The following is a 26,048-nucleotide window of genomic DNA, read 5'->3' as shown; positions in this document are numbered from 1 at the left end:
CTCCTTAACAAAGTTCTAATTTATAAACATACTTGTAAAAACTATTTTTTATTTAATAAATCAAGTAATGGATTTACCTTAAATAGAGTAGTAATTGTTAAATAAATAGGCAATGCAATAGCAAACTGTATAATATTAGTAAAAATACTACTTGATAAATTACTTGTTAAATAACGTGTGACTGTACACATCAACATTCCTCCTAGTAAAAAGATTCCAATTTTATGATATTCAAATTTAAAATCTGTACTCTCTAAGAAAGATTTTATTCTTACAAAAGTAACAAAACATTCGGCTAAAATATTTGAAAATACTACACCGAAAAACCCAATAGTTGGCAGCAAAATCAGATTAAATACAATATTAATACCTGCACCAATCATCACTGATTTATTATATTCTTTTATTTGTCCAATCGGCATCAAATATTGCCTAGATATAGAAATACCTAATGGGATAATTACTATAAGTATTGTAAAAAAAGGAATAACATTATTTATATACAGAAACTTTTCTCCAAAAAACCAAGGTACGAGTTTGTCATAAATAGTCAGCATACCAAACATAATAGGAATAGAAAAGAACAACTGCAAATGAATTGTTTTCTCCATCGTTCTTACAATCTTATCAGTATTCCGTTTAGCAAAAATTCCTGTCATGTGTGGCAAAAGAACTAAATCTAAGGTTGTGATGACGGTAATAAATACTGTATTTAACTGCAGTGAATTAATAAAATAACCCACAGCCACACTTCCCAAAGTAAATCCTAAGAGTGTTTTGTTTAAATTAGTATACAGCATGATTGCGATTTGAGGAATAAAATATTCAAACGAACCTTTCAAATGATTCAAGCTATTTTTTATGTGTATCTTTGTAAAATGAATATATTTAGGGATAAACAGCCACACCCCTACTTGGGAAAGAAGGATGCCTGTCGCTTGTATCATTGTATATTTGATTGTGTCCCCTTCATTTTTAATAAACAAAATGATCAAAACGAAAGTAATTAATTGGACAAACAAACTTGACATACTTACCTTTTTAAAATCTTCGATCCCCATAAAAAACCATGAAACATCAAAAAATACTGTTAATATTGTTAAAGATTGGATAAATAAATATATCCTATTGTCTAGAAATAAAGCCACAATGAAATATACCACGATAACACCGATTGTAATGAGGGCTTTAAAAACAAAAATCTCCCAAAATACTTTTGACAGCTCCTGTTTATTTCTATTATAAGCTAGAGCTATTTCCCTATTTCCGTATATTGTCACACCCAAGCCAGCGACCAAAACAAAATACTGAGCAATCGAAAACGTGTAATTATAAATTCCCAGCTCTGCTGGTCCAAGAGCATTTGATACTATTGGTATTGTAATGATAGGAATAATTATTTTAGCGACTTGGAATAAACTCTGGTAAAAAAAATTTTTTGCTATATTTTTCATATTTTAATCCCGTCTAAAAATATCTCTCGTATAAACTTTTTCTTGAACATCAGCCAGATGACTTTCCATACGGTTCGAAACAATCACATCTGCCATTTTTTTGAATTCTTCAAAATCTTTGATTACTCGTGAATGAAAGAACTCTTCGGCATCCAGTGTTGGCTCATAAACCACCACTTCAATCCCTTTTGCCTTGATTCTTTTCATGATCCCTTGAATAGAGGAATATCGAAAGTTATCAGAATTTGCTTTCATTGTTAAACGATAAATACCGACTGTTTCCGGCTTTTTAGCTAAAATTTGTTCTGCAATGAAATCTTTTCTTGTTGTATTTGCTTCCACAATAGCGCCTATGATGTTGCTTGGAACTTCCTCATAATTGGCTCTTAGCTGCTTCGTGTCTTTAGGTAAACAATATCCCCCGTAACCAAAAGAAGGATTATTATAATGCGAACCAATTCGTGGATCTAAACCTACTCCTTCAATAATTTGTTTTGTATTTAAACCTCGAGATTCAGCGTAAGTATCCAACTCATTGAAGTAGGCCACACGTAACGCAAGGTAGGTATTTGAAAACAATTTGATTGCTTCTGCTTCAGTAGCATGAGTCAATAAAACTGATACCTCTTGATCTAAGGCATTTCGCTTAAACATATCCGCAATTTCTTGTCCGCGATCAGAACATTCCCCTACTACGATTCTAGAAGGATGGAGATTATCATATAGAGCTCTTCCTTCACGCAGAAATTCTGGAGAGAAAATGATATTTTCTGTTTTAAATTTTTCTTTTACGTCTGCCGTATACCCCACTGGTACAGTAGATTTTATAATGAATGTCGCATCAGGACGAATAGCTAATGCTTTTTCAATAACATCTTCAACTGTAGCAGTATTAAAGTAATTTTTCTTTTCATCGTAATCCGTTGGTGTCGCGACAATCAAGTAATCTCCAAATAAAACTGCCTCTTCAAAATCTTTAGTGAATGCTACATTCAAATCATCTCGTTCAAGAAATTCATGGATTTCTTTATCTTCTAGAGGTGACTTCTTATTTTGTAGCATATCGATTTTTTTTTCGACAATATCATATGCTTTAACATTTTCATGCTGGCTAAGCAGCAAAGCGTTCGCTAAACCGACGTAGCCGAGGCCGAATACTGAAATATTCATAATTAAGTATACTCTCCATAACGTTATTTATTATTCACTTGTCCAGTACATACTATAAACAAAAAAAGAAACTTGAAATATTGACGATGCTTTGCATACTGCTTTCAAACAAATAATAGATTAGATAAACACATATCACAGCTGTTTTTTACTTATCAATTTTTTAGCTATATCTACAGACGTATAAAATTACTTCTTGCCGTTATTCATTATCTTTTCGAGTTTCAAAGAAATATCATCTCTTAAAATTGAGAAATCAATTCTGGATTTCATAAACGCTTTGATGTTATTTTGCATTACTTGATATTCTTCATTAGACATATTATATAAGGCTTTGATTGCTTTTCTAAATCCTTCAATATTTTCCAAAGAACAAATGTAGCCTTCTTGACCATCTTCTATATCATTCCACGGGGTTTTATCACTAAGAATAACTGGGCATCCATTTGACAAAGACTCCGAAATAACGTGTCCGTAATTTTCACTTTTAGTAGGAAATAAGAAAGCATCATACTTCCTAAATACTCCATCAACATCCTCATGACTTATATTTCCTTTATAATTAACCTCTATATTAGCAGGCAAAGCTGCTATTTTTTTTTGACAAATCTCCCAATAATTTTTATCTTCTATAGGACCAAAAATATCCAAATATACATTTTCTTCAAGTGTATTTAAAATTTCAATTACATAATCTAAATTTTTTTTGGGAACGATTCGAGATAAAAAGACCAAATTTAATTTTTTTTCGTGTTTATTCTTCTTGTTATTCACTTTGCTTGGACTAGGGATATTGGTAAATAATATTGTATCGTTTGATGGAAACAGATTTTTTAAAACGTTATCCTCTTCATTGCTTGTCGATTGAAAATAAATATTTTTATGGAATATATTTCCTAATTTAAAAACATTTATATAAACATTTTTTTTCATACTTTTATTACTTCTAGCTCCGTCTAGCAACTGTCCCCTAGGCGCAATTAGTAACGGTATAGTAAAGTTGGTATAAAAAACTGAGCCTATTAATTTATAATCAAAAAAACTATTTATATATATTAAATCAGGTTTTATTTCCTTGATTACACTACCCATAAGTTTAGAAAAACTTTTTTCTCTATTTACATAGAGAACTTTCGCTTCTGGCCTTATATTCCATCCCTCATTAATGCCCTGCAACCGTTCATTTTCATTAAGGTCATGATCACGCGTAACAATATGGAAAGTATATTTATCTTTTAATAGCTCACAAAAGTTTAGTATACTGACCGGTGGCCCACCATATTTTTGTGCAGGAAAATATCCTTCAGCAACTATTAATATTTTTTTCTTCACTCACCCCACACCACCCGATTCACATAGTCGGTATAAGATAGGATAATGCGCAAAACTTTTTCCGAAACATTTGGCATAGAGTAGTCTGCCACATGGCGCAAAGTATCTTTTTCTTGTGTTCCCAATACTTCTAGTCCTTGCATTATCCGCTCTTTTTCTAGTCCAACCATCATCACACTGGCTTCTTCCATTGCTTCTGGACGTTCATGCGCTTGTCTGATATTTAGTGCCTTGAAATTCAAGATAGAGGATTCTTCACTGATTGTCCCGCTATCACTTAGTACCGCTTTTGCATGGATCTGCAGTTTATTGTAATCATTAAATCCCATAGGTTTCATCGTTTGGATCAACTCGTGGAACTTGATTCCTTTTGATTCGATCATTTTCATCGTACGCGGATGCGTGCTCACGATAATTGGTAGTTGATAGGTTTCAGCAATTGCATTTAAACTATCTACTAGATTTGAGAAATTGCTTTCTGAACTGATATTTTCTTCACGATGTGCGGAGACCACAAAATAATGCCCTTCTTTTAACTCTAATCGTTCAAGGATATCTGACTGTTGGATGTCTTCTTTTCTTGAATTCAATACTTCAAACATTGGGCTGCCTGTTTTGATGACACGATCTGCAGGTAATCCTTCGCGCAAAAGATATTCTCGTGCAATGTCGCTGTATGTCAAATTGATATCAGCTGTGTGGTCGACGATTTTACGATTCGTTTCTTCTGGGACACGCTGATCAAAACAACGGTTACCGGCTTCCATGTGAAAAATAGGGATATGACGACGTTTTGCTGCAATCGCACATAAACAACTATTGGTATCACCTAATACTAAAAAGGCATCTGGCTTTACTTCTTCCAAGATAGGATCAATCTTGATTAAGATATTCCCAACGGTCTCGATTGCTGTACCTGTTGCTGCATTTAAAAAATAGTCTGGTTTCTTCAACTTGAAATCTTCAAAAAACACTTCATTTAGCTCATAGTCATAGTTTTGTCCCGTATGTACCAATACATGGTCAATAGCTTCTGAACTTTCTAAACGATTGATTACAGCAGATAAACGAATGATTTCTGGGCGCGTGCCTACCACTGTCATCACTTTTAAATTTTTCATTGATTAAACCTCCACATAATAAGTATCTGGATGTTCTGGATCAAATGGCTCATTGACCCACATCACAGTTACCATGTCTGTTGTTCCTAGATTTTCAATATTGTGCGTATATCCCACTGGAATATCTACTACTTCCAACTTTTCTCCAGAAACAAAATACTCAATTACTTCACTTGAATCGATTTTTCTAAAACGGATAACACCTTGCCCGCTTACAACTAAAAATTTCTCGTTTTTTGTGTTATGCCAGTGATTTCCTTTGGTGATTCCTGGTTTTGAGATATTGATGGATACTTGTCCGCGATCTTTTGTTCGTAAAAATTCAGTAAACGATCCACGATTATCTATATTCATTTTTAGAAAATAAGAAAAATCATTTTCTGGCAGAAAACTCAAATATGTGCTGTACAGATTTTTTTCTACTCTTCTGGCAAGGTTTGGCACACTCAAATCTGTTCGGCTGTTTTTAAATGAAGTAATCAGTTCTTTTAGCTCACCAATCGTCACTTCATCTGTTTCTCGAACTGCACAATAGCCATTTTCCATATAAGGTTTACCATTCAGACAATGAAGTAATTCTTTTACTACATCATCGATATAACAAAGTTCAACGGCCGCATTTGGATCATTGACTGTGACTTCTTCATTTCTTGCGATTTTATAACAGAATGTTGCTACTACCGTATTGTAATTTGGTCGTGACCATTTTCCGTATAAATTTGCAAAACGATAAATATAAACAGGTGCTCCGGTTTCCTCTTGATAGGATTTCAAGAGTTCTTCACCAGCTTTTTTACTTTTTCCATAGGAATTTTCGAGTGCTGCTTGGATAGAAGAAGAAATCATCACAGGACAAGTATTTTGATGCTCTTTTAATTTTGAAAGCAATTCTGAAGTGAAACCAAAATTCCCCTCCATAAATTCTACCTCATTTTTTGGTCGATTGACACCAGCTAAATGAAAAACAAAATCTGCTTTTTTGCAATATTCATCTAATAAATCCTTTGGTGTATCTATGTCAAAACTGAAAATATTTGTGTAGCCTTCATTTTTTAATTCAGCAATCAGATTTTTCCCAACAAAGCCGTTTGCTCCAGTCACTAAGATATTCATTTGTTTTGCCACTCTTTCAATTCTTTTTTAACGTAATCTAATTCAAGAAGTCTTTCCTTGATTTGCTCAATAGATAAGCGTTGCGTATTGTCTGAATTGTATTCTCCTTCTTGTGTTAATTCCTTACTGCCTTCCACAAAATATTTATCATAATTAAGATCACGTGTGTCTGCCGGAACGCGATAAAAGTCACCCATATCTTGGGCTACTAAATATTCTTCTTTCGTTAATAACGTTTCATACTGCTTTTCTCCATGACGTGTCCCAATTACATGAATTTCATTTTCTGCCTGAAATAGTTCTTTCACTGCTTGGGCTAAATCCCCAACTGTCGAAGCAGGTGATTTTTGTACCATGATATCTCCGGCTTTTGCATTCTTAAAGGCAAAAATAACTAATTCTACAGCTTCTTCTAAACTCATCAAGAAACGTGTCATCTCAGGATCTGTCACAGTTAAAGGTTTATTCGCTTTGATTTGGTCAATAAAAAGCGGGATGACTGATCCGCGAGAAGCCATTACATTTCCGTAACGAGTCCCGCATATCGTCGTGCGTTCTTCCGAAACAGTTTTTGCTTTTGCAACAAACACTTTTTCCATCATCGCTTTAGAAATCCCCATTGCATTGATAGGATAAGCTGCTTTATCTGTTGATAAGCAAATCACTTTTTGAATATCCATTTCGATGGCAGCTGTCAGCACGTTGTCGGTTCCTACAATATTTGTTTTTACAGCCTCCATAGGGAAAAATTCACAAGAAGGTACTTGTTTAAGTGCAGCAGCATGAAACACATAATCAACCCCATACATCGCATTTTTCACGCTATTAATATCACGAACATCACCAATGTAAAATTTCAATTTATCGTTATTGTATTTTTTCCGCATGTCGTCTTGTTTTTTCTCATCCCGTGAAAAAATGCGGATTTCTTTAATATCAGAATCTAAAAATCGTTTCATTACTGCGTTACCAAAAGAGCCAGTTCCGCCAGTGATTAATAATATTTTATCTTTGAACATGCTTTGTTCTCCCTTTTTATCATTTAAAATGCTTCATGATTGTAGTATAGCTTTTTTCTACATCAAAATTATTTTTCAAATAAATAAATGCATTTTCCCCTAAGATATTTCTGGTATTCTTATCTTTCAGTTTTTCCATATTACCTACAAATTTTCTTAAATCTCCGTGTTCTGAACAATATCCAAACTGCCCCTCCACTATCATTTCTTTCAAATCTGTAGATCTGTCTACCGCTGCTAAAATAGGTTTTCTTGACTCCATATATCCTAGTATTCTAGAAGGAATATTTGGGATAGTGAATCTTTTGTCTAAAAATACTAAACCTATATCTGCAATAGATTCCACTTTTTTATACTCATTTTTAGGTAATCCATTAATTAATAATGTATTTTTTATATCATTAGAACTTAAATATTTTTTTATTCGCTCATATTCTGTTCCAGAACCAACTATTAATAAGAAAAAATCTTTTCTTTCTTCTAGACTTTTTATTATTTCTAAAAGAAAATCAACTCCTTGGGGCTTTCCTAAATTGCCGCCATACAGCATTACCACTTTATCTTCTGGAATACCATATTCACTGCCTATTTCCTTTTTGAGGAGTTGACAGTCTACCTTATCGTTTTTGATTCTAATAGAATTAGGATTTATTTCCACAATTTTTCTTCTATCAAATTCATTATGGTGGAGTATATATTGAGAATTTTTTTCTGACATTGTTCCTATATAGTCAGATACTTCGTATAACGAAACTTCCTTTTTTCTAAAATATTTATAAATCAAACTTTTTTTCGAGATTTTGCCCAGATCAACTGCATTTTGTGGAAATATATCTTTCAACAAAAGATAGCTTTTGCAGTTGTCTCTTTTCTTTATAAAATCAACCACTTTAGCAAAAGTCACCGGAGGGGTAGAGTAAACCACTAAATCAAACTTTATATCTGAAAAATAATGCTTGATTCCGTTTATAAATTGTTGTTCTATCTGTATTGTAGAAATACCTTTTTCTAACAAATTAGTTTTTTGGATATTTCCTATTTTTAATTTTAAAATTTTACATTTATCATTGATTTCGATTAAATGAGTTTTTGTATTTTTTTTTCTTTCAACTGGAGATATGATTGAAACATTGTGTTTGTTTTTTATAAATTCAGAGAGTAAATCAGTATAAATATTACTTTCCTCCAAAATTTCGAAATCTAAAAGAGTAAGAAATAGAACGTTCAATGACATAATGCATTTAACTCCCTTTAAATTTTTCTGGTGTACTGTTGGTGATTGCATCGATATTCTCTTTCATAATTACTTTTGCGCAAGTTTTAACTATAATCGCTATATCACCAAAAAAGCTGATTTTCTTCACATACTGGAGATCCAAATCAAATTTTTCTTCCCAACTAATTGCATTTCTTCCGTTAACTTGGGCTAATCCAGTTAAACCAGGTCTCACGTTGTGTCTTTTCTTCTGTTTTTCATTATAGAGAGGCAGATATTCCACTAATAATGGACGAGGCCCAACGATCGACATATCCCCTTTTAAAATATTCCATAGTTCAGGTAGTTCATCTAAACTGGTTGCTCTAAGCATTTTACCGAACTTTGTTAAGCGAACATCATCTGGTAAATAATTTCCGTTCTGATCTCTTTCATCAGCCATTGTTCGAAATTTATACATAGAAAAAATTTTTTCATTTTTACCTGGACGCTCTTGTTTAAAAATAACAGGAGAACCAAGCTTAGTTTTTACTAATATTGCGACAATCAAAATAATCGGAGATAAAATGATAAGAGCAATTCCTGATAATAAAATATCTAGTGCTCTTTTTCCAATAAGTTGATAAAACGTTTTTTTACGCATGATTGATCACTCTTTTAATGGTAGTTACTACGCGATTTAAATCTTCATCTGACATTTTTGTGTCTGAAGGCAAACAAACACCTGATTCAAATAAAGTCTCTGCAACATTATCACCAATATAATCATATTGTTTGAAAACGGGCTGCAGATGCATTGGTTTCCATACTGGACGCGCCTCTATATTGTCTTTGTCCAATTCATCAATAAGGAAAGTAGAATCAAGCCCATTAACTGTTATTACACTCAACCAATAATTAGGCTCATTCCAACTATTTTCTGGCATAAATTGGATATTTGACAGATTTGATAGTTCTTTTTTATAAAAATCGTAAATATAGCGTTTCTTTTCAATTCTATCTTTCAAAACTTTGAGTTGTCCACGACCAATACCAGCAACGATATTGCTCATACGATAATTGTAACCAATCTCATTATGCTGATAGTGACGTGCATTCTCACGGGATTGAGTAGCCCAAAATTTTACTTTATCTATCTTCTCTTTGCTTTCAGAAACTAACATTCCTCCACCTGATGTAGTGATTATTTTGTTTCCATTAAAAGAAAAGATTCCATATTCACCAAATGTACCAGTAAATTTTCCTTTATACGTAGTCCCTAAAGATTCGGCAGCATCTTCTATCAAGGTCACACCATACTCATCACATATTTGCGTTATTTCATCTAAATTAGCTGATAAACCATACAAATGCACCACTAAAACAGCTTTTGCCTGAGGATATTTTTCTAAAGCCTCTCTTAAATGACTTGGACTCATATTCCAAGTCTCATAATCACTATCTACGAATACTGGTACAGCATTCTGATAAATAACTGGATTCACTGTGGCAGAGAAAGTTAGGGATTGGCAAATCACTATATCATCTTTACCGACCCCTGCTGCTTTTAATGCTAAATGTATAGCGGCAGTACCTGAAGAAAGTGCCGCAGCATGTCCAGTTCCAACATATTCTGCTAATTCCTCTTCAAAACCATTGACATTCATGCCTAAAGGAGCCACCCAATTTGTATCAAACGCTTCTTTTACATACGCTTGTTCATAACCTTCTTCACTCATATGAGGAGAAGCTAATAATATTCTTTTTTTATCCAATTTAATCCCATCTTTCTATGATTCTAGCAGGTACACCAACATTTTTAGTATGATTTTCGATATCTCTAATCACTACACTTCCTGCACCTATAATATTTCCATTACCAATAGCTATATTTTGTATAATTTTAGTTCCGACACCTATTTGATTTTTATCGCCTAAAGTAACTTTCCCGGAAAGGTTTACACTAGGAAAAATAGAATTATAATCACCTATTTTTGCATCATGACCAATAGTAGAACTGATATTGATCATATTAAAATTTCCTAGAACAATATCGGCTGTATAGGACGTATACGGCATCAAGATATTCCCAATACCTAAATGGATATTTATTCCTATTAATGCACTAGGCGCAATCAAATTTGGGAAAATCAAATTAGTGTTTCCTTTTAACGTTTGATATATTTTCTCTTTTATACGGGGAGAAGCAATCCCCATAAAGACAGCAGTTTTCTTGTCTATATTCATTAGAGATTTTATATTTCCTAAAACAGGTTTGCCTACTACTTTATCACCGTGTATGTTTGATTCATCATCAACGAAACCAATCAGTTCATATTCAGGGAAACTTTGCAGTAAAAAAGCAATCTCTTTACCAAATCCACCTGCGCCTACAATAATTGTTTTCACGTAACTCCCCCTACTTATTCGAAGCATTCGCAAAAGCGACAATATCTTTGGCTAACTGCTTGTCATCTTGCGGCAAGCTATCAACAAATTCCATTACGGTCTTCATCGAATACCCTTTGATGTTCCCGACAAAGATTTTTTCGTAAACTACTTCATCATTTCTTTCTTTATCCAATAACAATTCTTCATATAATTTTTCACCTGGGCGAATCCCTGTTTCAACAATTTCGATTTCATCTTCACTATAGCCGCTCAAACGAATCATATTTTTTGCCAGATCAACGATTTTCACTGGTTCACTCATATCTAAAACAAAGATTTCGCCACCTTTTGCTAACGCTCCTGATTGAATCACTAATCGGCTTGCTTCAGGAATCGTCATGAAATAGCGGCTCATGCGGAAATCAGTGATCGTCACTGGTCCGCCTTTTGCAATTTGTTCACGAAAGACTGGGATCACACTGCCTCGAGAACCCAGTACATTCCCGAAACGCACTGCTGAAAACTTCGTGCATCCTTCTTCATTCAATCCTGTCACGATCATTTCAGCGATTCGTTTGGTTGAGCCCATGACATTTGGCGGATTGTTAGCTTTATCTGTCGATACCATGACGAAATTCTTGACCTTGGCTACTTTCGCTGCTTCTGCCACATTTTTTGTTCCAAAAATATTGTTTTTGACTGCTTCTTTTGGATTGCATTCCATCAATGGAACATGCTTGTGAGCTGCTGCATGATAGACGATATCTGGCTGATGCTGCGCCATGATCTCATGGATTTTCTTTCGATCTTGGATATCCGCAATAATCGGTACAATTTCTGTACGTTTCTTTTTATCATTTATACGCAATTCACGATCAATGAGATAAATCGAATTTTCTCCATGACCTAGCAACAATAACTTCGCAGGACAAAATTGAATGATTTGGCGACAGATTTCTGAACCAATCGAACCGCCCGCACCTGTGACAAGAATCACTTTTTCTGTGATTTGGTCTTGGATCGATTCAATATCCAGTTCTACTTCGTCTCTTCCTAACAAATCGACTACATCGATTTTTTTCAACTTAGACACGCTAGTTTTTCCCGAAGCAAGTTCTTCCATGGAAGGCATCGTGCTGACTTTGACATGAGAAGATTCAACTAATTCAAATAGTTCACGTAATTTTTCTCGTGATAAGGAAGGAATAGCGATAGTGACCATTTCGACATCATATTTTTGAATTAATTCAGGCAAATCTTTTAGCATCCCTAATACTTTTTTACCTGAAAGATAGATATTTTGTTTGTTAGGATCATCATCGACAAACCCCACTATACGAATACTTTGAGCAGTTTTAGACCCTATAAAACTGTTATATAAAATACGGCCGCCTTCACCAGCACCAACAATGATTGTATTTTTAGCTGATTCAACGGATGAATAGCTTCTGTTTTTTCTTTCGACATAAATCCGCCAGACCAAACGACTGCCTATGATCAACAATAATGAGAGAAGATAAATGAATGTCACTAAGCGTAGACTATAACGTTCATTGAAAAAAGATAAAACAATAATACTTGAACCTGCACTTGCGGTTAGCGAGCCGAAAATCACAATCATCTCTCTTAAATTTGTATAGCGGTTAATCCTAGTAAATACTTTGAATAAACTGCCATAAAACAAGTAGAAACCCACAGATAAACCTGCCGAAACAAAAACAAGATTTCTTGGTATACCGACAAATGGTTTCATGAACTCTACAGCTTCTATATTGGCGGCAATCAATAATAAACTATCCACTAAAATCAAGGTAATGATCTTTCTTCTCCTTGTTAATACAAACACCCTATATTCCCCCTAAAATAACCCAAACTTCTTCTTCACTTCTGTATATTCTGGATAAACAACCTCATCTCCATTGATTAAATCCTTTGCTACTTGTTTCATCTGCGCTACTTTTTCCTGTCCAAAATCCTTGGCTATCTGCTCATAGCATTCTTTGAGATAAAAGGTTCGTTTAGATATACCATGGGCATCTGACGCAGTCATTTGGACCAGATTATGTTTGACCATTGTTTTGGCTGTTTTTTGGATATCTTTACCAAACACACCCATGTAACTGGGTGCAGTCAATTGAGCAAGGCATCCCATATCGAGGAAGGGCACTAAATGATTGGGATTTTTTCTGAAGTGTGCATTGCGTTCTGGATGAACAATGACGGGTCTCTTTCCCATTTGCAGCAATTCAAAAAAAAGCCGTTCTGCATATAACGGCACTTCCAGTGTCGGAAATTCAATCAATAAATAGGTATCATCTAGGTCTGTAAATAAGATTTCATCTCGACGGATGTCTTCAATCAAATCACCGGTGATTCTTATTTCTTGTCCTTCCAATAACGTTATTGGCAACTGTCGTTTGTCAAATTCAGATTGCACAAAAGAGACCAGAGAAATCACTTCCGACTTTTCATTTCGATACTTTCCATTGTTGTGATGGGGCGTACACAGAATATGTGTGATGCCCTGGCTAATTGCTTTTTCCGCCATGGCAATACTTGCTTCTAGTGTTTCTGCACCGTCATCGATCCCTGGTAAAATATGACAATGTAAATCAATCATTTCTCTCGTCTCCTATAAGTTAATCTCCGTAATAATAGACTGCATCTTTGCTGTGTTCTGCTCCGTTATACACAACGCCGAGGACTTTTGCTTGAGCCATGTCTAACAGTTCTTTTGCTTTTGTCAATGACTCTTTGCGTGACGTGTTTTCGCGTACAACTAATAACGTACCGTCTGTTTTTGAAGACATGATTTGGGCATCTGTGACTGCAACGACTGGCGGCATGTCAAAAATAATGACATCATAAAGATCTTTTGCTTCTGCTAAAAGCTGATCCATTCTTGGGGAATTCAGCAATTCTGATGGGTTTGGTGGTTTAGGACCACTAGGCAAAACAGACAGATTCTCAATTGGTGTTTTCTGTACTTCATCTGCAATATTCCCTGCCGTGCTGAGGATCGTGCTTAACCCGCTGATATTGGTCAATTTAAACGTTTTATATAAAACTGGTTTCCGCAAATCGGCATCTACTAATAAAACGCGTTGGCCAGATTTTGCAAATACAACAGCCATATTCGCTGCAGTTGTTGATTTTCCTTCTCCTGGTCCAGAAGAAGTAACAACGATCGTTTTGATTTGCTGACCACCTGGTGAAGCAAATTGGATATTCGTTCGGATCATGCGGTATTGTTCAGCTACCGGTGAAGAAGGGTTTGTCAATGTAATCAAGCTGACTGCTTGTGTTTGTGGTGTTTTTTGTTTGTGTGCCATTTTTCTTCCTCCTAGACTCTTGAGCGGTTTCTGCGTGAAGGGCCGTTTTTTTCATTTACTGTTCCATGATGTACAGGAGCGGGTCCTTTTTTGCGAATACCAGCATTTAATTCTTTCGCTGACATTTCAGGAACTGTTCCTAAAACCTGGAAGCCTAATGTTTCAGTTACGAATTTTTTATCCTTCACTGTTCGGTCAAGCAATTCCATCAAGAACGCAATCCCGATACCGACCATTAAACCTAATATCAAACCAATGACTAAGTTCAATTTGTTATTTGGAGAAACAGGTGTCGTATTCGCAACAGCTGCTGAAATAATTGAGATCTTATCAACATTCATCACATCTTTAGCATTTTCTTGAAAGACTTGTGCTGTCATATTGGCGACTTTTTGTGCCGTTACTGCATTCGTATCTGTTGCCTGGATCGAGAACATCTGTGAATTTTGAGACTGATTAACTGAAATAGATTCTTTTATTTCTCCAGCCGTCATTTTCACGTTGTCTTCCGTTTCCAATCGGTCTTTGACTTCATTTAAAACCAAGTCGCTGACGATCATATCTTTATACGTATTGATCATTTGCAAGTTCATATTGACATCATTTGCATTGGTCGTATCTGACTGCGGCAAGGTCACGATCAGCTGTGCTTGTGAACTGTATTTAGGTGTTAAGATAAAGAATGTTGCAACTCCTGCGATTGCTAAACCGGCAAACATTGAAATAAGGATGGTTACCAAATGTTTACGCAATGTTTCAAAAATTTCTTTTAAGCTGATTGTCTCTTCCATTTTTTCTCCACTTTCCTATTTAGTCTCTAGATTTAATTGGTCTTTCAATTCTTTTTGTACACGTTCAAGCTCTTGATCACTTACTCTTTGATAGGAGATGCCGTCTTGCATAAATCCTTCTCCCTGCATTTGATCTTGTTTGATCGTGCCAAATGCATCGCGGCAATCGAAAGCGATTTTTCGAATATCAGTAAAACTCATATCAGTTCTCATATTTGTTTCTAAAGCATTTAAGACGGATTGGTAGTTGCTGACACCATTTAGACTCAAGACTTTTCTCGCTATTCCTTCAACGATTTTCCGTTGACGTTCTTGCCTTCCATAGTCCCCATTTGGATCTTCATAACGCATCCGGGAATATGCTAATGCTTGATCGCCATCTAATGTGGTTTTTCCGATGGTGAAATCATAACCGTCTTGTGAAAAAGTGATGTCATTGTTGACTTCGATACCGCCCACAGCATCAACCAATTCTTTTAAACCCTTCATGTTGATGGATACATAATGATCGATTGGAATATCTAAGTAATTTTGAACAGTATCCATCGCCATGGCTGCTCCGCCGAATGCATAGGCATGGTTGATTTTATCTGTTGTATTATGTCCAACAATCTCGACATAGGTATCTCGAGGAATGCTGACGATGGTTGTTTGTTTATCTTCTGGACTTACTGTAGCAACCATCATCGTGTCAGAACGGCCTTGGTCTACACGTCCTAAATCTCCTGTATCTATCCCCATCAATAAAACCGAAAAAGATTCTTGCTTTGCTAAATCAACTGGTGTTGTTCTAGGACCCTCTGCTCTTTCCACTGTTTGATAGGTTTCCTTGATTGAATGGGAGAGATCTAGATACAGTTTAGTTCCCACCCCAACAACTGCTAAAACCAGTACAACAACGATTCCTAAAATAATCAAAAATATTTTTTTCCCTCTTGATTTTCTTGTTTGCTTTGCCATTTTCCCCTCCGTTAACGAAACTCTTGTACTTGTTCATCAATAACTCACCGTACCGTAGCCCATTTGTTGAGCGACTGTTTCTGCCATCGCTGTGTATTTTTCTTTTATTTTTTCGTTTTGGACTTGTTCGATTTGATTAAGCACTGTCAAATATTGATCATAAGTAGCCTCAGCAGTTACTTGACCGTCTTTTAATAAAGTATCAAATGCTTGATTTAATTCATTGACCTGTGCGACTTGTGCGTCAGCAAATCCTAAATACTGGATCATCGATGTTTTCCAAGCGTTTTCTTTGAAAAAGTTCAAGTTTTCACGTATGTTGGCAATATCCTTTTCCGTTATATTTTCTCTAATAATTACATCATCTTCAGCTTGTTGCCAATTAGAGATTTTTTCAGTAAAAAGTTGATTCACAGATTCTTGTACGTTTAGTTTTGCTTCTGCATCTTTTAATTGGTTCGATACAGTTTCTTTTGTGGTTTGGATAGCAGCAACTTCTTGTGGAAGTTCTGATTGGTCGATGCCGTGGTCGTCTGCTGACAACTTGACGGAAGATAATCTGCTGGAGAGTCTAGAGGTCTCGTCCTTTGTTGCTTCTGGTTTCAGAAAAACTTTCTCTTTTGTGCTATATAAATTGTCTGCTTCTTGTGATAAAGAAGCTAAGGTATCTTTTTGATCGAGGATGGCAGATTCAGCATATGCAATGCGTTGTTCATGCTGTTTTTGGTTATTTATGTAATAGCCAAATCCACAAATCACCGCCGCGCCTAATCCTACCGCAGTAACAGCGAATATTTTAACAATCGGCTTCTCCATATATTCACTCCTAATCATTTATTATACATGAGTAAAAAAATAAGTGCTTTTTCATAACATAAAAATCATCCTGTAAATGGCCAAAAACCTACATTTTAACTTGGCCATTGACAATCATCCATCTCAAGTATAAATGAATCAACAAATTAAATAAAGAATTTTCTTAAATATAATCATTAAAAGGGCTCTATGTAATCTTACCATAAACTTCTTTTTCATTAAAGAAGTTTATGGTAAGATTAAAACGAACAATAAAAAAATAACACTTTACAGATTTTAACTATGTAAATTCTCAGACTGTAGACAAAGTCCCCAAAAAGGGGATGACGTCTACAGTTTTTTCTTTTATACTTAATGTATGAAAACGTTTTAAAGGAGCGTGGAAAAAATGATGTCAAAACATCCAATGAATGGAAGAGATCAATACATGATGATTTCCTTGGAAGATCTTGTACCAAAAGATCACTTGATTCGAAAAGTAGATAAAGCAATCGATTTTACCTTCATTTATCCAATTGTTGAATCAACTTATTCGACCTTAGGTCGACCAAGTATTGATCCTGTGGTTTTAGTAAAAATCGTCTTCATTCAATATCTCTTTGGTATCCGTTCCATGCGTCAAACGATAAAAGAAATAGACACTAATGTCGCTTATCGTTGGTTTTTAGGCTACGATTTCAATGAAACCATTCCGCATTTCTCTACCTTTGGAAAAAACTATGTTCGCCGCTTTCGAGATACCACACTCTTTGAAGATATCTTTGCCTACATACTGGAACAAGCTGTCAAGGCTCGGATGATTACGGAAGATGTTCTCTATATGGATTCTACTCATATCAAAGCCAATGCAAATAAGCATCATTTTACTAGAGAAATGACGCATATTGAAGCAAAAGCCTATCAATCAGAATTAGAGAAAGAAATTAACGAGGAACGCATCAAGGCAGGAAAGCGACCTTTTATTTTCCCAACAGAAAGTGAGATGAAAGAACGAAAAGTAAGTAAAGTAGACCCGGAGAGTGGATATTATGTAAAAGGAGAACGAGAAAAACAATTTGCTTATTCTGCTCATACTGGTTGTGATGAACACGGATTCATTTTAGACGTCATTGTGACGCCTGGTAACCGTCATGATAGTCAAATTGCTCCTGATTTAGTTGCCTCTATCTGTACTAAATTTCCAGCGATACATGCTGTGGCTGCTGATGCTGGGTATAAAACTGCCACTTTTATAGAATTTCTCCGACGGAGAAATCTTCATCCTGTTCTTCCATATACACGACCTAGAGGTGATCGAACGTTACTAGCCAAAAATCAATTTGTCTATGACGAATACTACGATTGTTACCTGTGCCCTGAAAATCAACCCTTACGTTTTTCTATACTTACTCGAGAGGGATACCGTGAATATAAGTCAAAATCTTACATTTGTCAGAATTGTCCGCAATTGAAACAGTGCACAAGAAGTCAAAATCATCAAAAAGTAGTGACTCGTCATATCTGGCAAGCTGGGGTAGAGAATGCAGAACATCTTCGTCATACTTCCTTCAATCGAGAAACATACCGCAAACGTAAAGAAACCATTGAAAGAGTATTTGCTGATGCAAAAGAGAAGCACGGGATGCGCTGGACAAAATACCGAACTTTGGAAAAAGTCGCAGTGCATACGAGGCTAATTTTTGCTGTAATGAATTTAAAGAAATTAGCCCTGTGGGGCTAGAAAAAGGCGAATGCCTTTATTTTTTTACTTTGATTTTGATACTAAGTTAAAAAAATACGCTCAACACTCTATTTTCTGAATGTTGAACGTATTTGTCTACAGTCTGAAAGCCTTCACTTAGAAGGCTTTTTCTTTTATTTGCAGACTGGATTTATAAAATAATCAAAGATTTAACGAGCATAAGTATAATAAATTCTCGAAATGATTAAAAATTACTTATCGTTTCTTTCTCAATACAACTACAAGAATAATCAACAGTAAAAAAATAATTCCTACTAAACCAAGTACTAACCACTGAACGTTTCTACTTTCTTCTTTCTTTGAAACATCTGTTTTATTCAATGCAGTAGCTTTTTCTTCTGTAATTGTAAATGATTTTTTTAATTGCCATTCTTGCTTTTCTGACCTTACGGTCATTGTTAACGTATACTTCCCTGCCTTCATCGCTTGTTTTTCATAATAAATTGGAAACTGAAACAGACTACTAGGCGCTATTTGCATGTCTTCTTTCTTTTCACTCAACACTTCTTTTCCACTGGCATCTGTTACACTTGCTTCAATCGATACTTTATTAATATAGTTTGCAGTTTTATTTTCAATTGCTGCACTAACTACATTCCGACTATTTACCTGTGTAGGGGTTACTTCTTTTAACGTAACGGCATTTTCTACAGGTGTTTTATCTCCATGGACAAGTAATGCAATGGCATAGGCAAATTTATTTTTAAACATCCCTTTTGTTTCACTTGAAGTCTTTTCTTCTGTAACATCCCGAAGAGTAATTCCTCCTGCCACAACCCCTGCATAATCTTTAGTCGGAACAGAAATATTTACTACAAAATCTACCGTTTGTTTAGGGGCAATTGTTTGCTTTTCTTTTTCAAAAGAAGCAACTTTCGTAATATCAAAAGGAACACTCGAAGTAAGTTGATTTTGAGTCTTACCATATTCTACTACACCATTAATATTGGTAGTTGCTGGACTCAATTCTCCTGCCACTTCAATTACTTCCTCCGAATTGTTTGTTACATGTATAACCAAAGGGACAGATTCATTCACAGGTAACGACAAATCAAAATACGTTTTACTTTTATCCACTTGATACGCAGATTGTTCTGCATTTACTGAAAAATCTGCTTGATTTTCTGTCGCTACTCCCGTAAGGGAAAAACCTATTAAACTGAGTAGCGAAACGATTCCTACTCCTATGTATACTGCTATTTGTTTCATACTCTTTCATCCTTTCTAATCATTTTAATTAACCCAATTCCTAAAATCATGGGAAATGTATAAACAATTGTCTGCCACCAGGTATCTGTAAAACCACTAAAAATAGGCAGTTGTTGATCCAAAGAATAGATTACAGGTAATCCTATAATTGTTGCAAAATAGGAAAGCATAATTGATTGTACTTGTTGCCATCTTTTTTTCACAGTTCATCCCTTCTTTCATTAGTTATACGATTATCCCTTTGTTTTGACGCCATTTATTTAAATAAGATACAGAGACACCATAATAATCCGCAATCTCATGGAGTGTATACCCCAATGCTCGTAAACGCATATATTCTTCTTGGCTCATTCTACGAATTTTTCGCTTATCAGAAGTTAATCGTCGTAATTCTTCACTACACGCCATAATTTTCTTATATAATTCACTGGTTTCATCTCTATGCCATTCATCATCTAATGCCATCAAACGTAATAATTCTATTCGTGTTGCTTTAATTTTGTTCTTGTCCTGAAGAATTTTTTCATCATTTATACATCATGTTTCATACATATCTCTTTACTCCATTTACTTTCTTCCCACTGTTAAATACACCCATTCTTCTTTGGAAAAAGGGAAGCGATTTGCTTCCCTCTTTTTCTTTTATTATTTTACGGTGCTGGCGCATCCGTTAATGTCCAAGTTAAATCTGCAGTATATTGTTCTGCTGATTTCGTTGAAGTTCCTGGAACGTGTAATTTCACGCCTGTTGTTTGCCAAGTCCCGGTCGTCACTCCATTTCCGTTTCCAGCTGCTGCATTCATCACTTTCACTGACTGCTCTGGTGTCAAAGTCGTATCTGAAGCTGTGACTGTTTCATTACTTGAATTAGCTACTGCTCCACTAGCTAGACTAACTTGAGCCCCTGTTAATTCTTTTACTCCAGCTTTCAACTTCCCAGCTGTAACTGTTAGTGTCCATCCAGCTGATGAGCCACGCAAATCTGTCACCTGAACTTCACTTTGTGCTTGTGCATCATAGTCTTGATCTTGTGTGGTAATTTGTTGTGTACCAAAATCAAAACTTGGCACTTTATCCAACGTTAAATCTCCTGCTGTAAATGTTACTTTTCCTGTAGTTTGTTGTGGCGCTACTGCATCTGCAGAAATTGAAGAGAATCCAATCCCTCCTGCAATCATAGCCACTGTTAATGCACTAGTTAATTTCATTGATTTCATAAATTTTCTCCTTCTTTCTAAAAAAAATATTTATATAAACAAAATCTAAGATTTGTTTATTCCACTTGTTTAGCTACTTTGTTATATATTTCCGATACATCCCATAAATAGCACTTGCCAAAATAAGGATACCTAGAATTATCCAAACAGATGACATTTTGGTTCCTGTTTTCGGAAGGTTTCCTTTTGCTTTCTTAGCGACTTCTTGTTTTTGAGCTACAGGCTTTTTACTGCTTGTACTTTGATTTTTGTTCGTACTCTCTACAGGCGCTGTTGATTGCGTTGTGCCACCTGTTTTTTTACTTTTTTCATTATAAGCTGTAACCTTTACAGAAGTTTGATCAAATCCCACTTCAAATGAGATTGGGGTTTGATCTAGTTGATATCCCTTTGGGCTTTTTGTTTCCACAAACGTATATTTTCCTGGAAACAATCGGGTAAGGTGTATTTCTCCTTTTCCATCTGTCGTCATCGATTGAGCTACTTCTACTACTGTTCCTTTTTCATCTCGTAGTTCAAACGTCGCTCCTGATAATACTTCTTTTGTTTCTTTATCCTTTTTTTGCAAAGTTACAGAGACTTCAATCGAACCATCACCAGTAAAAGTAATTCCAGCTTGACTCGTTTTAGATTCTGCATAAGTAGTAATGCCTAAACAAAAAGTCAAAACCATTAAGCTCCCCATTAATAACCATTGATAGATTTTTTTCATCGCTTCTATTCCTTTCTATGGTGTATCATTTAATGTCCATTCAATTGTAGCACTGTAGTCTCCAACATATGCTTTTCCTTCTTCAAGCTTTAGCATTAACCCTTGAGTATTCGTCCAATTATCGGAAACAACTGTTTTCTCTGAATCAGTACTTGTAGTATGCGTTGCTATAACTTGTGCAGCATTTTCTGTAATAGTTTCTTCCCCTGTAGAAGTTTTGTAAACTAAACTGTTGGAAAGACTCTTTCCATTATTTGTGAAAGGAGTTTGTAGTTTTGCCGTCAACTGCCACTTACTTCCTATTCCTCTATTATCTGTCACCGATAAGTCAGTTCCTTCTACAGTATCTACTGAATAATAATTCGTTCCCTTACTTAATTTGTGAGTACCAAAAGATATTGTGGCAGGTACTTCTAAAGAAATTGTTTTTTTCCATTGTGCATCATAAACTGTACCAATTAAATCCAACACACTAGTTGCTTGTGACGTATCTGTTGTCGTTGTGTACCCATTGAAAAGAAAGTCAGTTTTTGTTGGCAGATTGTTTTGTTTGAATTCCTCTAATTTTTCTAAGCTTGTCTCTTCTGGCCGGATAGCACAGCTTGTAAAATAATTTAACTGTGTTTTCCCATTAGCATAAATTCCTCCATTTGCATTGAACAAGATTTGAGGCATAGTTCTTTTATCCTCGTCATATTGATAGCTAAAGAAAAAAGGATCTGTAGCAATAATGGTTAATGGAGTATCCACCACTGTTTTGAAAACTGCTTTTAGACCAGTAGTATTATTAAAATCGAGATTTTTTAAATTAAAGTTTCGTAAATCCAATTTTGTTAATTTTAAACAACCCGCAAACATATTATCCAGTCTAATTACATTACTAGTATCAAAATTACTTAAATCTAAATTGCTTAAATTACTACACCCTTCAAACAGCGATCTCAATGATATTACTTTACTGGTATTAAAACTACTTAAATTTACATTTGTTAAGCTTGAGCAACCCTTAAACATAAAAGCTATATTTGTGACGTTACTTGTATCAAAGTTACTTAAATCCAAATTTGTTAAATTGGGACAATTATAAAACATATCACCTAAATCCGTAACATTTCTTGTATCAAAATTACTTAAATCAATACTAATTAAAGGATTCGATGAAAACATACTATACATATTTGTAACATTGCTTGTATTTAGATTACTTACGTCAATGCTACTAAACTTATTTCCTCGCAACATCATGTCCATTCTCGTAACATTACTTGTATCTAATCCACTTAAATTTAGATTAGTCAAACTATTATCTTGCAACATACCAGACATATTTGTGACGTTACTTGTATCTAATCCACTTAAATCAAGATTTTTTAAGGATTTAATACCATTAATGGCATATTCAAGAGAAGTCCCTTCGACTCCCACTTTTCCCAAACGACCAGAAAGTATCTTAATACTTTCTGGTTGTGCTCCGCCTAAAAAGTAGGATTTGAAGGTTTTGTTAGTTATTTTGGTTGGCTTACCATTAATTTCATTAGGTACAATTAATTCTTGTTCGTTACCAGAATAACCTGTAATCACACAATATGTTCCTTTATCTGTGTATTCCCATCCATCACTATTTGCATAAGTACTTGAATCTAAAGTACTTATTTCCGTTTTTTCAGGACTAGTCTTAACAATGTTATTTTCTTCTTGCTCTTGTTCCGTTACCTCTGTTTTAGAAATTCCATCTGAATTATCAGTTATATTTATTTCTCCAGAAGGAATTTGCTCATTATTTTTCAGCTTTTCATCAGATATCTCCATATCTATTTTATTTTCAGGTAAAACTGTAGTTTCTTTTTTATTTAATTCCTCTGATTTAGCTTCTTCTGCCATTACTGTTATTGGCAACAACATTGTACTAAATAAAGAAATTACTGTTATTATAGACATTGTTTTTCTCAACATACTTCCTCCTTTGTGTTTTTATATTAAAAAAAAATAAACTTCTTGAGTTATCTATGTCACAAACGACAATTTTTTTGTTTTACAAATTAAAATTACAAAAGATATTATTCACAATATAAGTTAATTTTCAATACTTTCCTCTTGATAAAGTCCGTATAATTGTGTAAAAGTAAAAAGGCCATATAACAGTCCTTTTACGGTACAATGTTTTTAACGACAAAAACATACCCAGGAGGACTTTTACATGACCCAAGTACATTTTACACTGAAAAGCGAAGAGATTCAAAGCATTATTGAATATTCTGTAAAGGATGACGTTTCTAAAAATATTTTAACAACGGTATTTAATCAACTAATGGAAAATCAACGAACAGAATATATTCAAGCAAAAGAATATGAACGAACAGAAAACCGACAAAGTCAACGAAATGGCTATTATGAGCGCAGCTTTACGACACGTGTAGGCACGCTAGAATTAAAAGTACCCAGAACACGTGATGGCCATTTTTCACCCACAGTGTTTGAACGTTATCAACGAAACGAAAAAGCCCTCATGGCTTCAATGTTGGAAATGTATGTATCAGGCGTTTCAACTCGTAAAGTATCAAAAATTGTGGAAGAACTTTGTGGTAAATCCGTCTCTAAGTCCTTCGTTTCTAGCTTAACAGAACAGCTAGAACCTATGGTTAACGAGTGGCAGAATCGTTTATTATCAGAAAAAAATTATCCTTACTTAATGACCGATGTACTCTATATAAAAGTACGAGAAGAAAATCGAGTACTCTCAAAAAGCTGTCATATAGCGATTGGAATAACCAAAGATGGCGACCGTGAAATTATCGGCTTCATGATTCAAAGTGGCGAAAGCGAAGAGACCTGGACAACATTTTTTGAATACCTAAAAGAACGCGGTTTACAAGGTACGGAACTCGTTATTTCTGATGCGCACAAAGGATTAGTCTCTGCCATTAGAAAATCCTTCACCAACGTAAGTTGGCAAAGATGCCAAGTTCACTTCCTAAGAAATATCTTTACCACCATTCCTAAAAAAAATTCAAAATCTTTCAGAGAAGCTGTTAAAGGAATTTTTAAGTTCACAGATATTAACTTAGCGCGTGAGGCTAAAAATCGATTGATTCATGATTATATCGATCAACCAAAATATTCAAAAGCTTGCGCATCATTGGATGATGGATTCGAAGACGCCTTTCAATATACCGTACAAGGAAATTCCCACAATCGACTAAAGAGTACCAATCTAATTGAACGACTGAATCAAGAAGTACGCAGAAGAGAAAAGATTATTCGCATCTTCCCCAATCAAACATCAGCCAATCGCTTAATTGGAGCCGTTCTTATGGACCTACATGATGAATGGATTTATTCTTCAAGAAAATACATCAATTTTGATAAGTAGAAATGGTAAAAACATTGTATAGCATTTTACACAGGAGTCTGGACTTGACTAAAAATTTATTTTTATAAATTAAAACCTTACATATCAAGCGGAAAAAAACAATAAAATAACAACTTTTTTTTGTTTGAAAATAAGACAAAAATTTCTTTTGTCTCTTTCACTATTTTTACCTAATAAATAACTTATACAACAATATAAATTTGTAGTCTTTTGACTTATTTGCAATCACTAAATAAATATATCTATACGTTTATTTTAGTGTCTTTGATTTGATTTTTACATTTGTTGTTATAAACAACTTCCATATGGTAACAAACAACCATATTTTCCATTCCTCTTTTCAAATATACTTTATTAAAAATATCACAGTATTTTACACTATCTTTCAAAGATACAAAAAAGCGGATGGTAAAAGAAAGGTGTTATTTTATCGTAAAAAGCAAAAGACGAATTAGCCTGTATAGAAGCTAATTTGCTGAAAGAACTAGGGAATTGCCATGCGCGAATAACGAATAGAATAAAATTAACTCCTTTAGACCTAGTTCTTTCTATAAAAAAAGAAACAACTACTCACAAACGACTAAATAATTTATTACATAAAAAAGCACTAGGTCAATCATAAATATAACGTTTAAGAAAACTTACAATTATGTTAATCGTTTTCAATAAAACTTTATTAATCAAGTGTGCAACATAACTTACACGCATGGTCGTGCGCATAAACATGCACACAAATATGTGGGTTAATTAGTTTCTAATTGTATAAAAATAGAACATTCACTTCTATTTGACCTTCTACAAAAATATGTTATACTAAAGATGCGAAACGACATTAAATCGTACAAATAACACAAAAAGCAATCCTACGGCGAATAGGATTGCTTTTTTTTTACACTAGTTGCGACTCCTAGCGTGTGTGTTGATAACAGCTTACTTTCGGCTATCGTCTTCCTCGTCCAACACACGAGAAATCAATTCCAGAACCAATCCTACAAAGATTGGTGCGATAACCAACGACATTAAATCTTTCACAAATAACACACCTCCAATCGAGGCGAGCTGCCGCATTAATTATATCATAGATTGAAATTCTGCCAATTCAATA

The 26,048-nt window shown here is 34.7% G+C and carries 25 protein-coding genes; 2 read left to right on the top strand and 23 right to left on the bottom strand.

Annotated elements, in window-relative coordinates; all coding sequences use genetic code 11:
• Positions 1–41 precede the first annotated feature (41 nt).
• From IGK96_RS04500 to IGK96_RS04425, 16 genes are all read right to left on the bottom strand, one after another.
• On the bottom strand, positions 42–1,454 hold the full coding sequence (locus IGK96_RS04500; RefSeq protein ID WP_014862285.1) for an oligosaccharide flippase family protein: 1,413 nt from the start codon (positions 1,452–1,454) through the stop codon (positions 42–44).
• Between the two features lie 3 nt (positions 1,455–1,457).
• Positions 1,458–2,624 carry a nucleotide sugar dehydrogenase gene (locus IGK96_RS04495; RefSeq protein WP_014862286.1) on the bottom strand — a complete coding sequence of 389 codons (1,167 nt, stop codon included), beginning with the start codon at positions 2,622–2,624 and terminating at the stop codon, positions 1,458–1,460.
• Between the two features lie 189 nt (positions 2,625–2,813).
• Positions 2,814–3,956: a glycosyltransferase gene (locus IGK96_RS04490; RefSeq protein ID WP_014862287.1), complete on the bottom strand. Its 1,143-nt coding sequence runs from the start codon at positions 3,954–3,956 to the stop codon at positions 2,814–2,816.
• Positions 3,953–5,077, bottom strand: coding sequence for a non-hydrolyzing UDP-N-acetylglucosamine 2-epimerase (wecB, locus tag IGK96_RS04485; RefSeq protein WP_014862288.1), 1,125 nt, complete (start codon positions 5,075–5,077; stop codon positions 3,953–3,955). The genes IGK96_RS04490 and wecB overlap by 4 nt, the downstream gene beginning before the upstream one ends.
• 3 nt (positions 5,078–5,080) lie before the next feature.
• A complete protein-coding gene (locus IGK96_RS04480; protein WP_014862289.1) occupies positions 5,081–6,190 on the bottom strand; it encodes a capsular polysaccharide biosynthesis protein CapF in 1,110 nt (369 codons plus the stop codon).
• Complete coding sequence (locus tag IGK96_RS04475; protein WP_014862290.1) at positions 6,187–7,209, bottom strand: polysaccharide biosynthesis protein; 1,023 nt, start codon at positions 7,207–7,209, stop codon at positions 6,187–6,189. Before IGK96_RS04475 ends, IGK96_RS04480 begins: the two co-directional genes overlap by 4 nt.
• Positions 7,210–7,228: 19 nt before the next feature.
• Positions 7,229–8,443 (bottom strand): glycosyltransferase family 4 protein, encoded by a 1,215-nt coding sequence (locus IGK96_RS04470; protein ID WP_104837106.1) that lies wholly within the window; start codon positions 8,441–8,443, stop codon positions 7,229–7,231.
• A gap of 7 nt (positions 8,444–8,450) precedes the next feature.
• Positions 8,451–9,068, bottom strand: coding sequence for a sugar transferase (locus IGK96_RS04465; RefSeq protein ID WP_010709689.1), 618 nt, complete (start codon positions 9,066–9,068; stop codon positions 8,451–8,453).
• A complete protein-coding gene (locus tag IGK96_RS04460; RefSeq protein ID WP_010709690.1) occupies positions 9,061–10,179 on the bottom strand; it encodes a DegT/DnrJ/EryC1/StrS family aminotransferase in 1,119 nt (372 codons plus the stop codon). Before IGK96_RS04460 ends, IGK96_RS04465 begins: the two co-directional genes overlap by 8 nt.
• 1 nt (position 10,180) lies before the next feature.
• On the bottom strand, positions 10,181–10,813 hold the full coding sequence (locus tag IGK96_RS04455) for an acetyltransferase (protein WP_014862292.1): 633 nt from the start codon (positions 10,811–10,813) through the stop codon (positions 10,181–10,183).
• A gap of 10 nt (positions 10,814–10,823) precedes the next feature.
• Entirely contained in the window at positions 10,824–12,641 is a 1,818-nt protein-coding gene (locus tag IGK96_RS04450) for a polysaccharide biosynthesis protein (RefSeq protein ID WP_014862293.1), read from the bottom strand.
• Positions 12,642–12,653: 12 nt separating this feature from the next.
• Entirely contained in the window at positions 12,654–13,415 is a 762-nt protein-coding gene (locus IGK96_RS04445) for a tyrosine-protein phosphatase (protein ID WP_010709693.1), read from the bottom strand.
• 19 nt (positions 13,416–13,434) lie between these two features.
• Complete coding sequence (locus IGK96_RS04440) at positions 13,435–14,127, bottom strand: CpsD/CapB family tyrosine-protein kinase (protein WP_014862294.1); 693 nt, start codon at positions 14,125–14,127, stop codon at positions 13,435–13,437.
• Positions 14,128–14,138: 11 nt separating this feature from the next.
• Positions 14,139–14,918, bottom strand: coding sequence for a YveK family protein (locus IGK96_RS04435; RefSeq protein WP_014862295.1), 780 nt, complete (start codon positions 14,916–14,918; stop codon positions 14,139–14,141).
• Between the two features lie 15 nt (positions 14,919–14,933).
• Complete coding sequence (locus tag IGK96_RS04430; RefSeq protein WP_113851223.1) at positions 14,934–15,878, bottom strand: LCP family glycopolymer transferase; 945 nt, start codon at positions 15,876–15,878, stop codon at positions 14,934–14,936.
• Between the two features lie 36 nt (positions 15,879–15,914).
• Complete coding sequence (locus tag IGK96_RS04425) at positions 15,915–16,694, bottom strand: hypothetical protein (RefSeq protein ID WP_014862297.1); 780 nt, start codon at positions 16,692–16,694, stop codon at positions 15,915–15,917.
• 388 nt (positions 16,695–17,082) lie between these two features.
• Here IGK96_RS04425 and IGK96_RS04420 point away from each other — a divergent pair, with 388 nt between their 5' ends.
• On the top strand, positions 17,083–18,414 hold the full coding sequence (locus IGK96_RS04420; protein ID WP_014862281.1) for an IS1182 family transposase: 1,332 nt from the start codon (positions 17,083–17,085) through the stop codon (positions 18,412–18,414).
• Between the two features lie 216 nt (positions 18,415–18,630).
• On the opposite strand, the gene IGK96_RS04415 is transcribed toward IGK96_RS04420, so the two are convergent.
• The 6 genes from IGK96_RS04415 to IGK96_RS04390 all read right to left on the bottom strand — a co-directional run bounded on the left by IGK96_RS04415 (position 18,631) and on the right by IGK96_RS04390 (position 23,526).
• On the bottom strand, positions 18,631–19,644 hold the full coding sequence (locus IGK96_RS04415) for a DUF916 and DUF3324 domain-containing protein (RefSeq protein WP_104837108.1): 1,014 nt from the start codon (positions 19,642–19,644) through the stop codon (positions 18,631–18,633).
• Positions 19,641–19,847, bottom strand: coding sequence for a hypothetical protein (locus tag IGK96_RS04410; RefSeq protein WP_113851221.1), 207 nt, complete (start codon positions 19,845–19,847; stop codon positions 19,641–19,643). The genes IGK96_RS04415 and IGK96_RS04410 overlap by 4 nt, the downstream gene beginning before the upstream one ends.
• 22 nt (positions 19,848–19,869) lie before the next feature.
• Complete coding sequence (locus IGK96_RS04405; protein ID WP_240186057.1) at positions 19,870–20,109, bottom strand: hypothetical protein; 240 nt, start codon at positions 20,107–20,109, stop codon at positions 19,870–19,872.
• A gap of 185 nt (positions 20,110–20,294) precedes the next feature.
• Positions 20,295–20,861 (bottom strand): WxL domain-containing protein, encoded by a 567-nt coding sequence (locus IGK96_RS04400; protein WP_014862302.1) that lies wholly within the window; start codon positions 20,859–20,861, stop codon positions 20,295–20,297.
• 73 nt (positions 20,862–20,934) lie between these two features.
• Positions 20,935–21,573 (bottom strand): SpaA isopeptide-forming pilin-related protein, encoded by a 639-nt coding sequence (locus IGK96_RS04395; RefSeq protein WP_014862303.1) that lies wholly within the window; start codon positions 21,571–21,573, stop codon positions 20,935–20,937.
• A 15-nt stretch (positions 21,574–21,588) separates the two neighbouring features.
• A complete protein-coding gene (locus IGK96_RS04390) occupies positions 21,589–23,526 on the bottom strand; it encodes a BspA family leucine-rich repeat surface protein (protein ID WP_240186056.1) in 1,938 nt (645 codons plus the stop codon).
• A 244-nt stretch (positions 23,527–23,770) separates the two neighbouring features.
• Between IGK96_RS04390 and IGK96_RS04385 the strand changes: the two genes are divergently transcribed.
• Positions 23,771–24,943, top strand: a complete 1,173-nt coding sequence (locus tag IGK96_RS04385; protein ID WP_000195429.1) for an IS256-like element IS256 family transposase — start codon at positions 23,771–23,773, stop codon at positions 24,941–24,943.
• Positions 24,944–25,873: 930 nt separating this feature from the next.
• On the opposite strand, the gene IGK96_RS04380 is transcribed toward IGK96_RS04385, so the two are convergent.
• Positions 25,874–25,963, bottom strand: coding sequence for a type I toxin-antitoxin system Fst family toxin (locus IGK96_RS04380; RefSeq protein WP_233701589.1), 90 nt, complete (start codon positions 25,961–25,963; stop codon positions 25,874–25,876).
• Positions 25,964–26,048: the final 85 nt, after the last annotated feature.

The organism is Enterococcus sp. DIV0682, from assembly GCF_051712685.1.
Lineage (GTDB): Bacteria > Bacillota > Bacilli > Lactobacillales > Enterococcaceae > Enterococcus > Enterococcus faecalis.
This window is presented reverse-complemented; position numbering and strand designations above follow the sequence as displayed.

Coding starts and splice junctions, on each gene's coding strand:
- IGK96_RS04475 (WP_014862290.1), bottom strand. CDS start 7,209: ATGTTCAAAGATAAAATATTATTAATCACTGGCGGAACTGGCTCTTTT.
- IGK96_RS04465 (WP_010709689.1), bottom strand. CDS start 9,068: ATGCGTAAAAAAACGTTTTATCAACTTATTGGAAAAAGAGCACTAGAT.
- IGK96_RS04400 (WP_014862302.1), bottom strand. CDS start 20,861: ATGAAATCAATGAAATTAACTAGTGCATTAACAGTGGCTATGATTGCA.
- IGK96_RS04430 (WP_113851223.1), bottom strand. CDS start 15,878: ATGGCAAAGCAAACAAGAAAATCAAGAGGGAAAAAAATATTTTTGATT.
- IGK96_RS04440 (WP_014862294.1), bottom strand. CDS start 14,127: ATGGCACACAAACAAAAAACACCACAAACACAAGCAGTCAGCTTGATT.
- wecB (WP_014862288.1), bottom strand. CDS start 5,077: ATGAAAAATTTAAAAGTGATGACAGTGGTAGGCACGCGCCCAGAAATC.
- IGK96_RS04390 (WP_240186056.1), bottom strand. CDS start 23,526: ATGTTGAGAAAAACAATGTCTATAATAACAGTAATTTCTTTATTTAGT.
- IGK96_RS04470 (WP_104837106.1), bottom strand. CDS start 8,443: ATGTCATTGAACGTTCTATTTCTTACTCTTTTAGATTTCGAAATTTTG.
- IGK96_RS04420 (WP_014862281.1), top strand. CDS start 17,083: ATGATGTCAAAACATCCAATGAATGGAAGAGATCAATACATGATGATT.
- IGK96_RS04445 (WP_010709693.1), bottom strand. CDS start 13,415: ATGATTGATTTACATTGTCATATTTTACCAGGGATCGATGACGGTGCA.
- IGK96_RS04500 (WP_014862285.1), bottom strand. CDS start 1,454: ATGAAAAATATAGCAAAAAATTTTTTTTACCAGAGTTTATTCCAAGTC.
- IGK96_RS04435 (WP_014862295.1), bottom strand. CDS start 14,918: ATGGAAGAGACAATCAGCTTAAAAGAAATTTTTGAAACATTGCGTAAA.
- IGK96_RS04480 (WP_014862289.1), bottom strand. CDS start 6,190: ATGAATATCTTAGTGACTGGAGCAAACGGCTTTGTTGGGAAAAATCTG.
- IGK96_RS04385 (WP_000195429.1), top strand. CDS start 23,771: ATGACCCAAGTACATTTTACACTGAAAAGCGAAGAGATTCAAAGCATT.
- IGK96_RS04395 (WP_014862303.1), bottom strand. CDS start 21,573: ATGAAAAAAATCTATCAATGGTTATTAATGGGGAGCTTAATGGTTTTG.
- IGK96_RS04425 (WP_014862297.1), bottom strand. CDS start 16,694: ATGGAGAAGCCGATTGTTAAAATATTCGCTGTTACTGCGGTAGGATTA.
- IGK96_RS04380 (WP_233701589.1), bottom strand. CDS start 25,963: ATGTCGTTGGTTATCGCACCAATCTTTGTAGGATTGGTTCTGGAATTG.
- IGK96_RS04495 (WP_014862286.1), bottom strand. CDS start 2,624: ATGAATATTTCAGTATTCGGCCTCGGCTACGTCGGTTTAGCGAACGCT.
- IGK96_RS04415 (WP_104837108.1), bottom strand. CDS start 19,644: ATGAAACAAATAGCAGTATACATAGGAGTAGGAATCGTTTCGCTACTC.
- IGK96_RS04405 (WP_240186057.1), bottom strand. CDS start 20,109: ATGGCATTAGATGATGAATGGCATAGAGATGAAACCAGTGAATTATAT.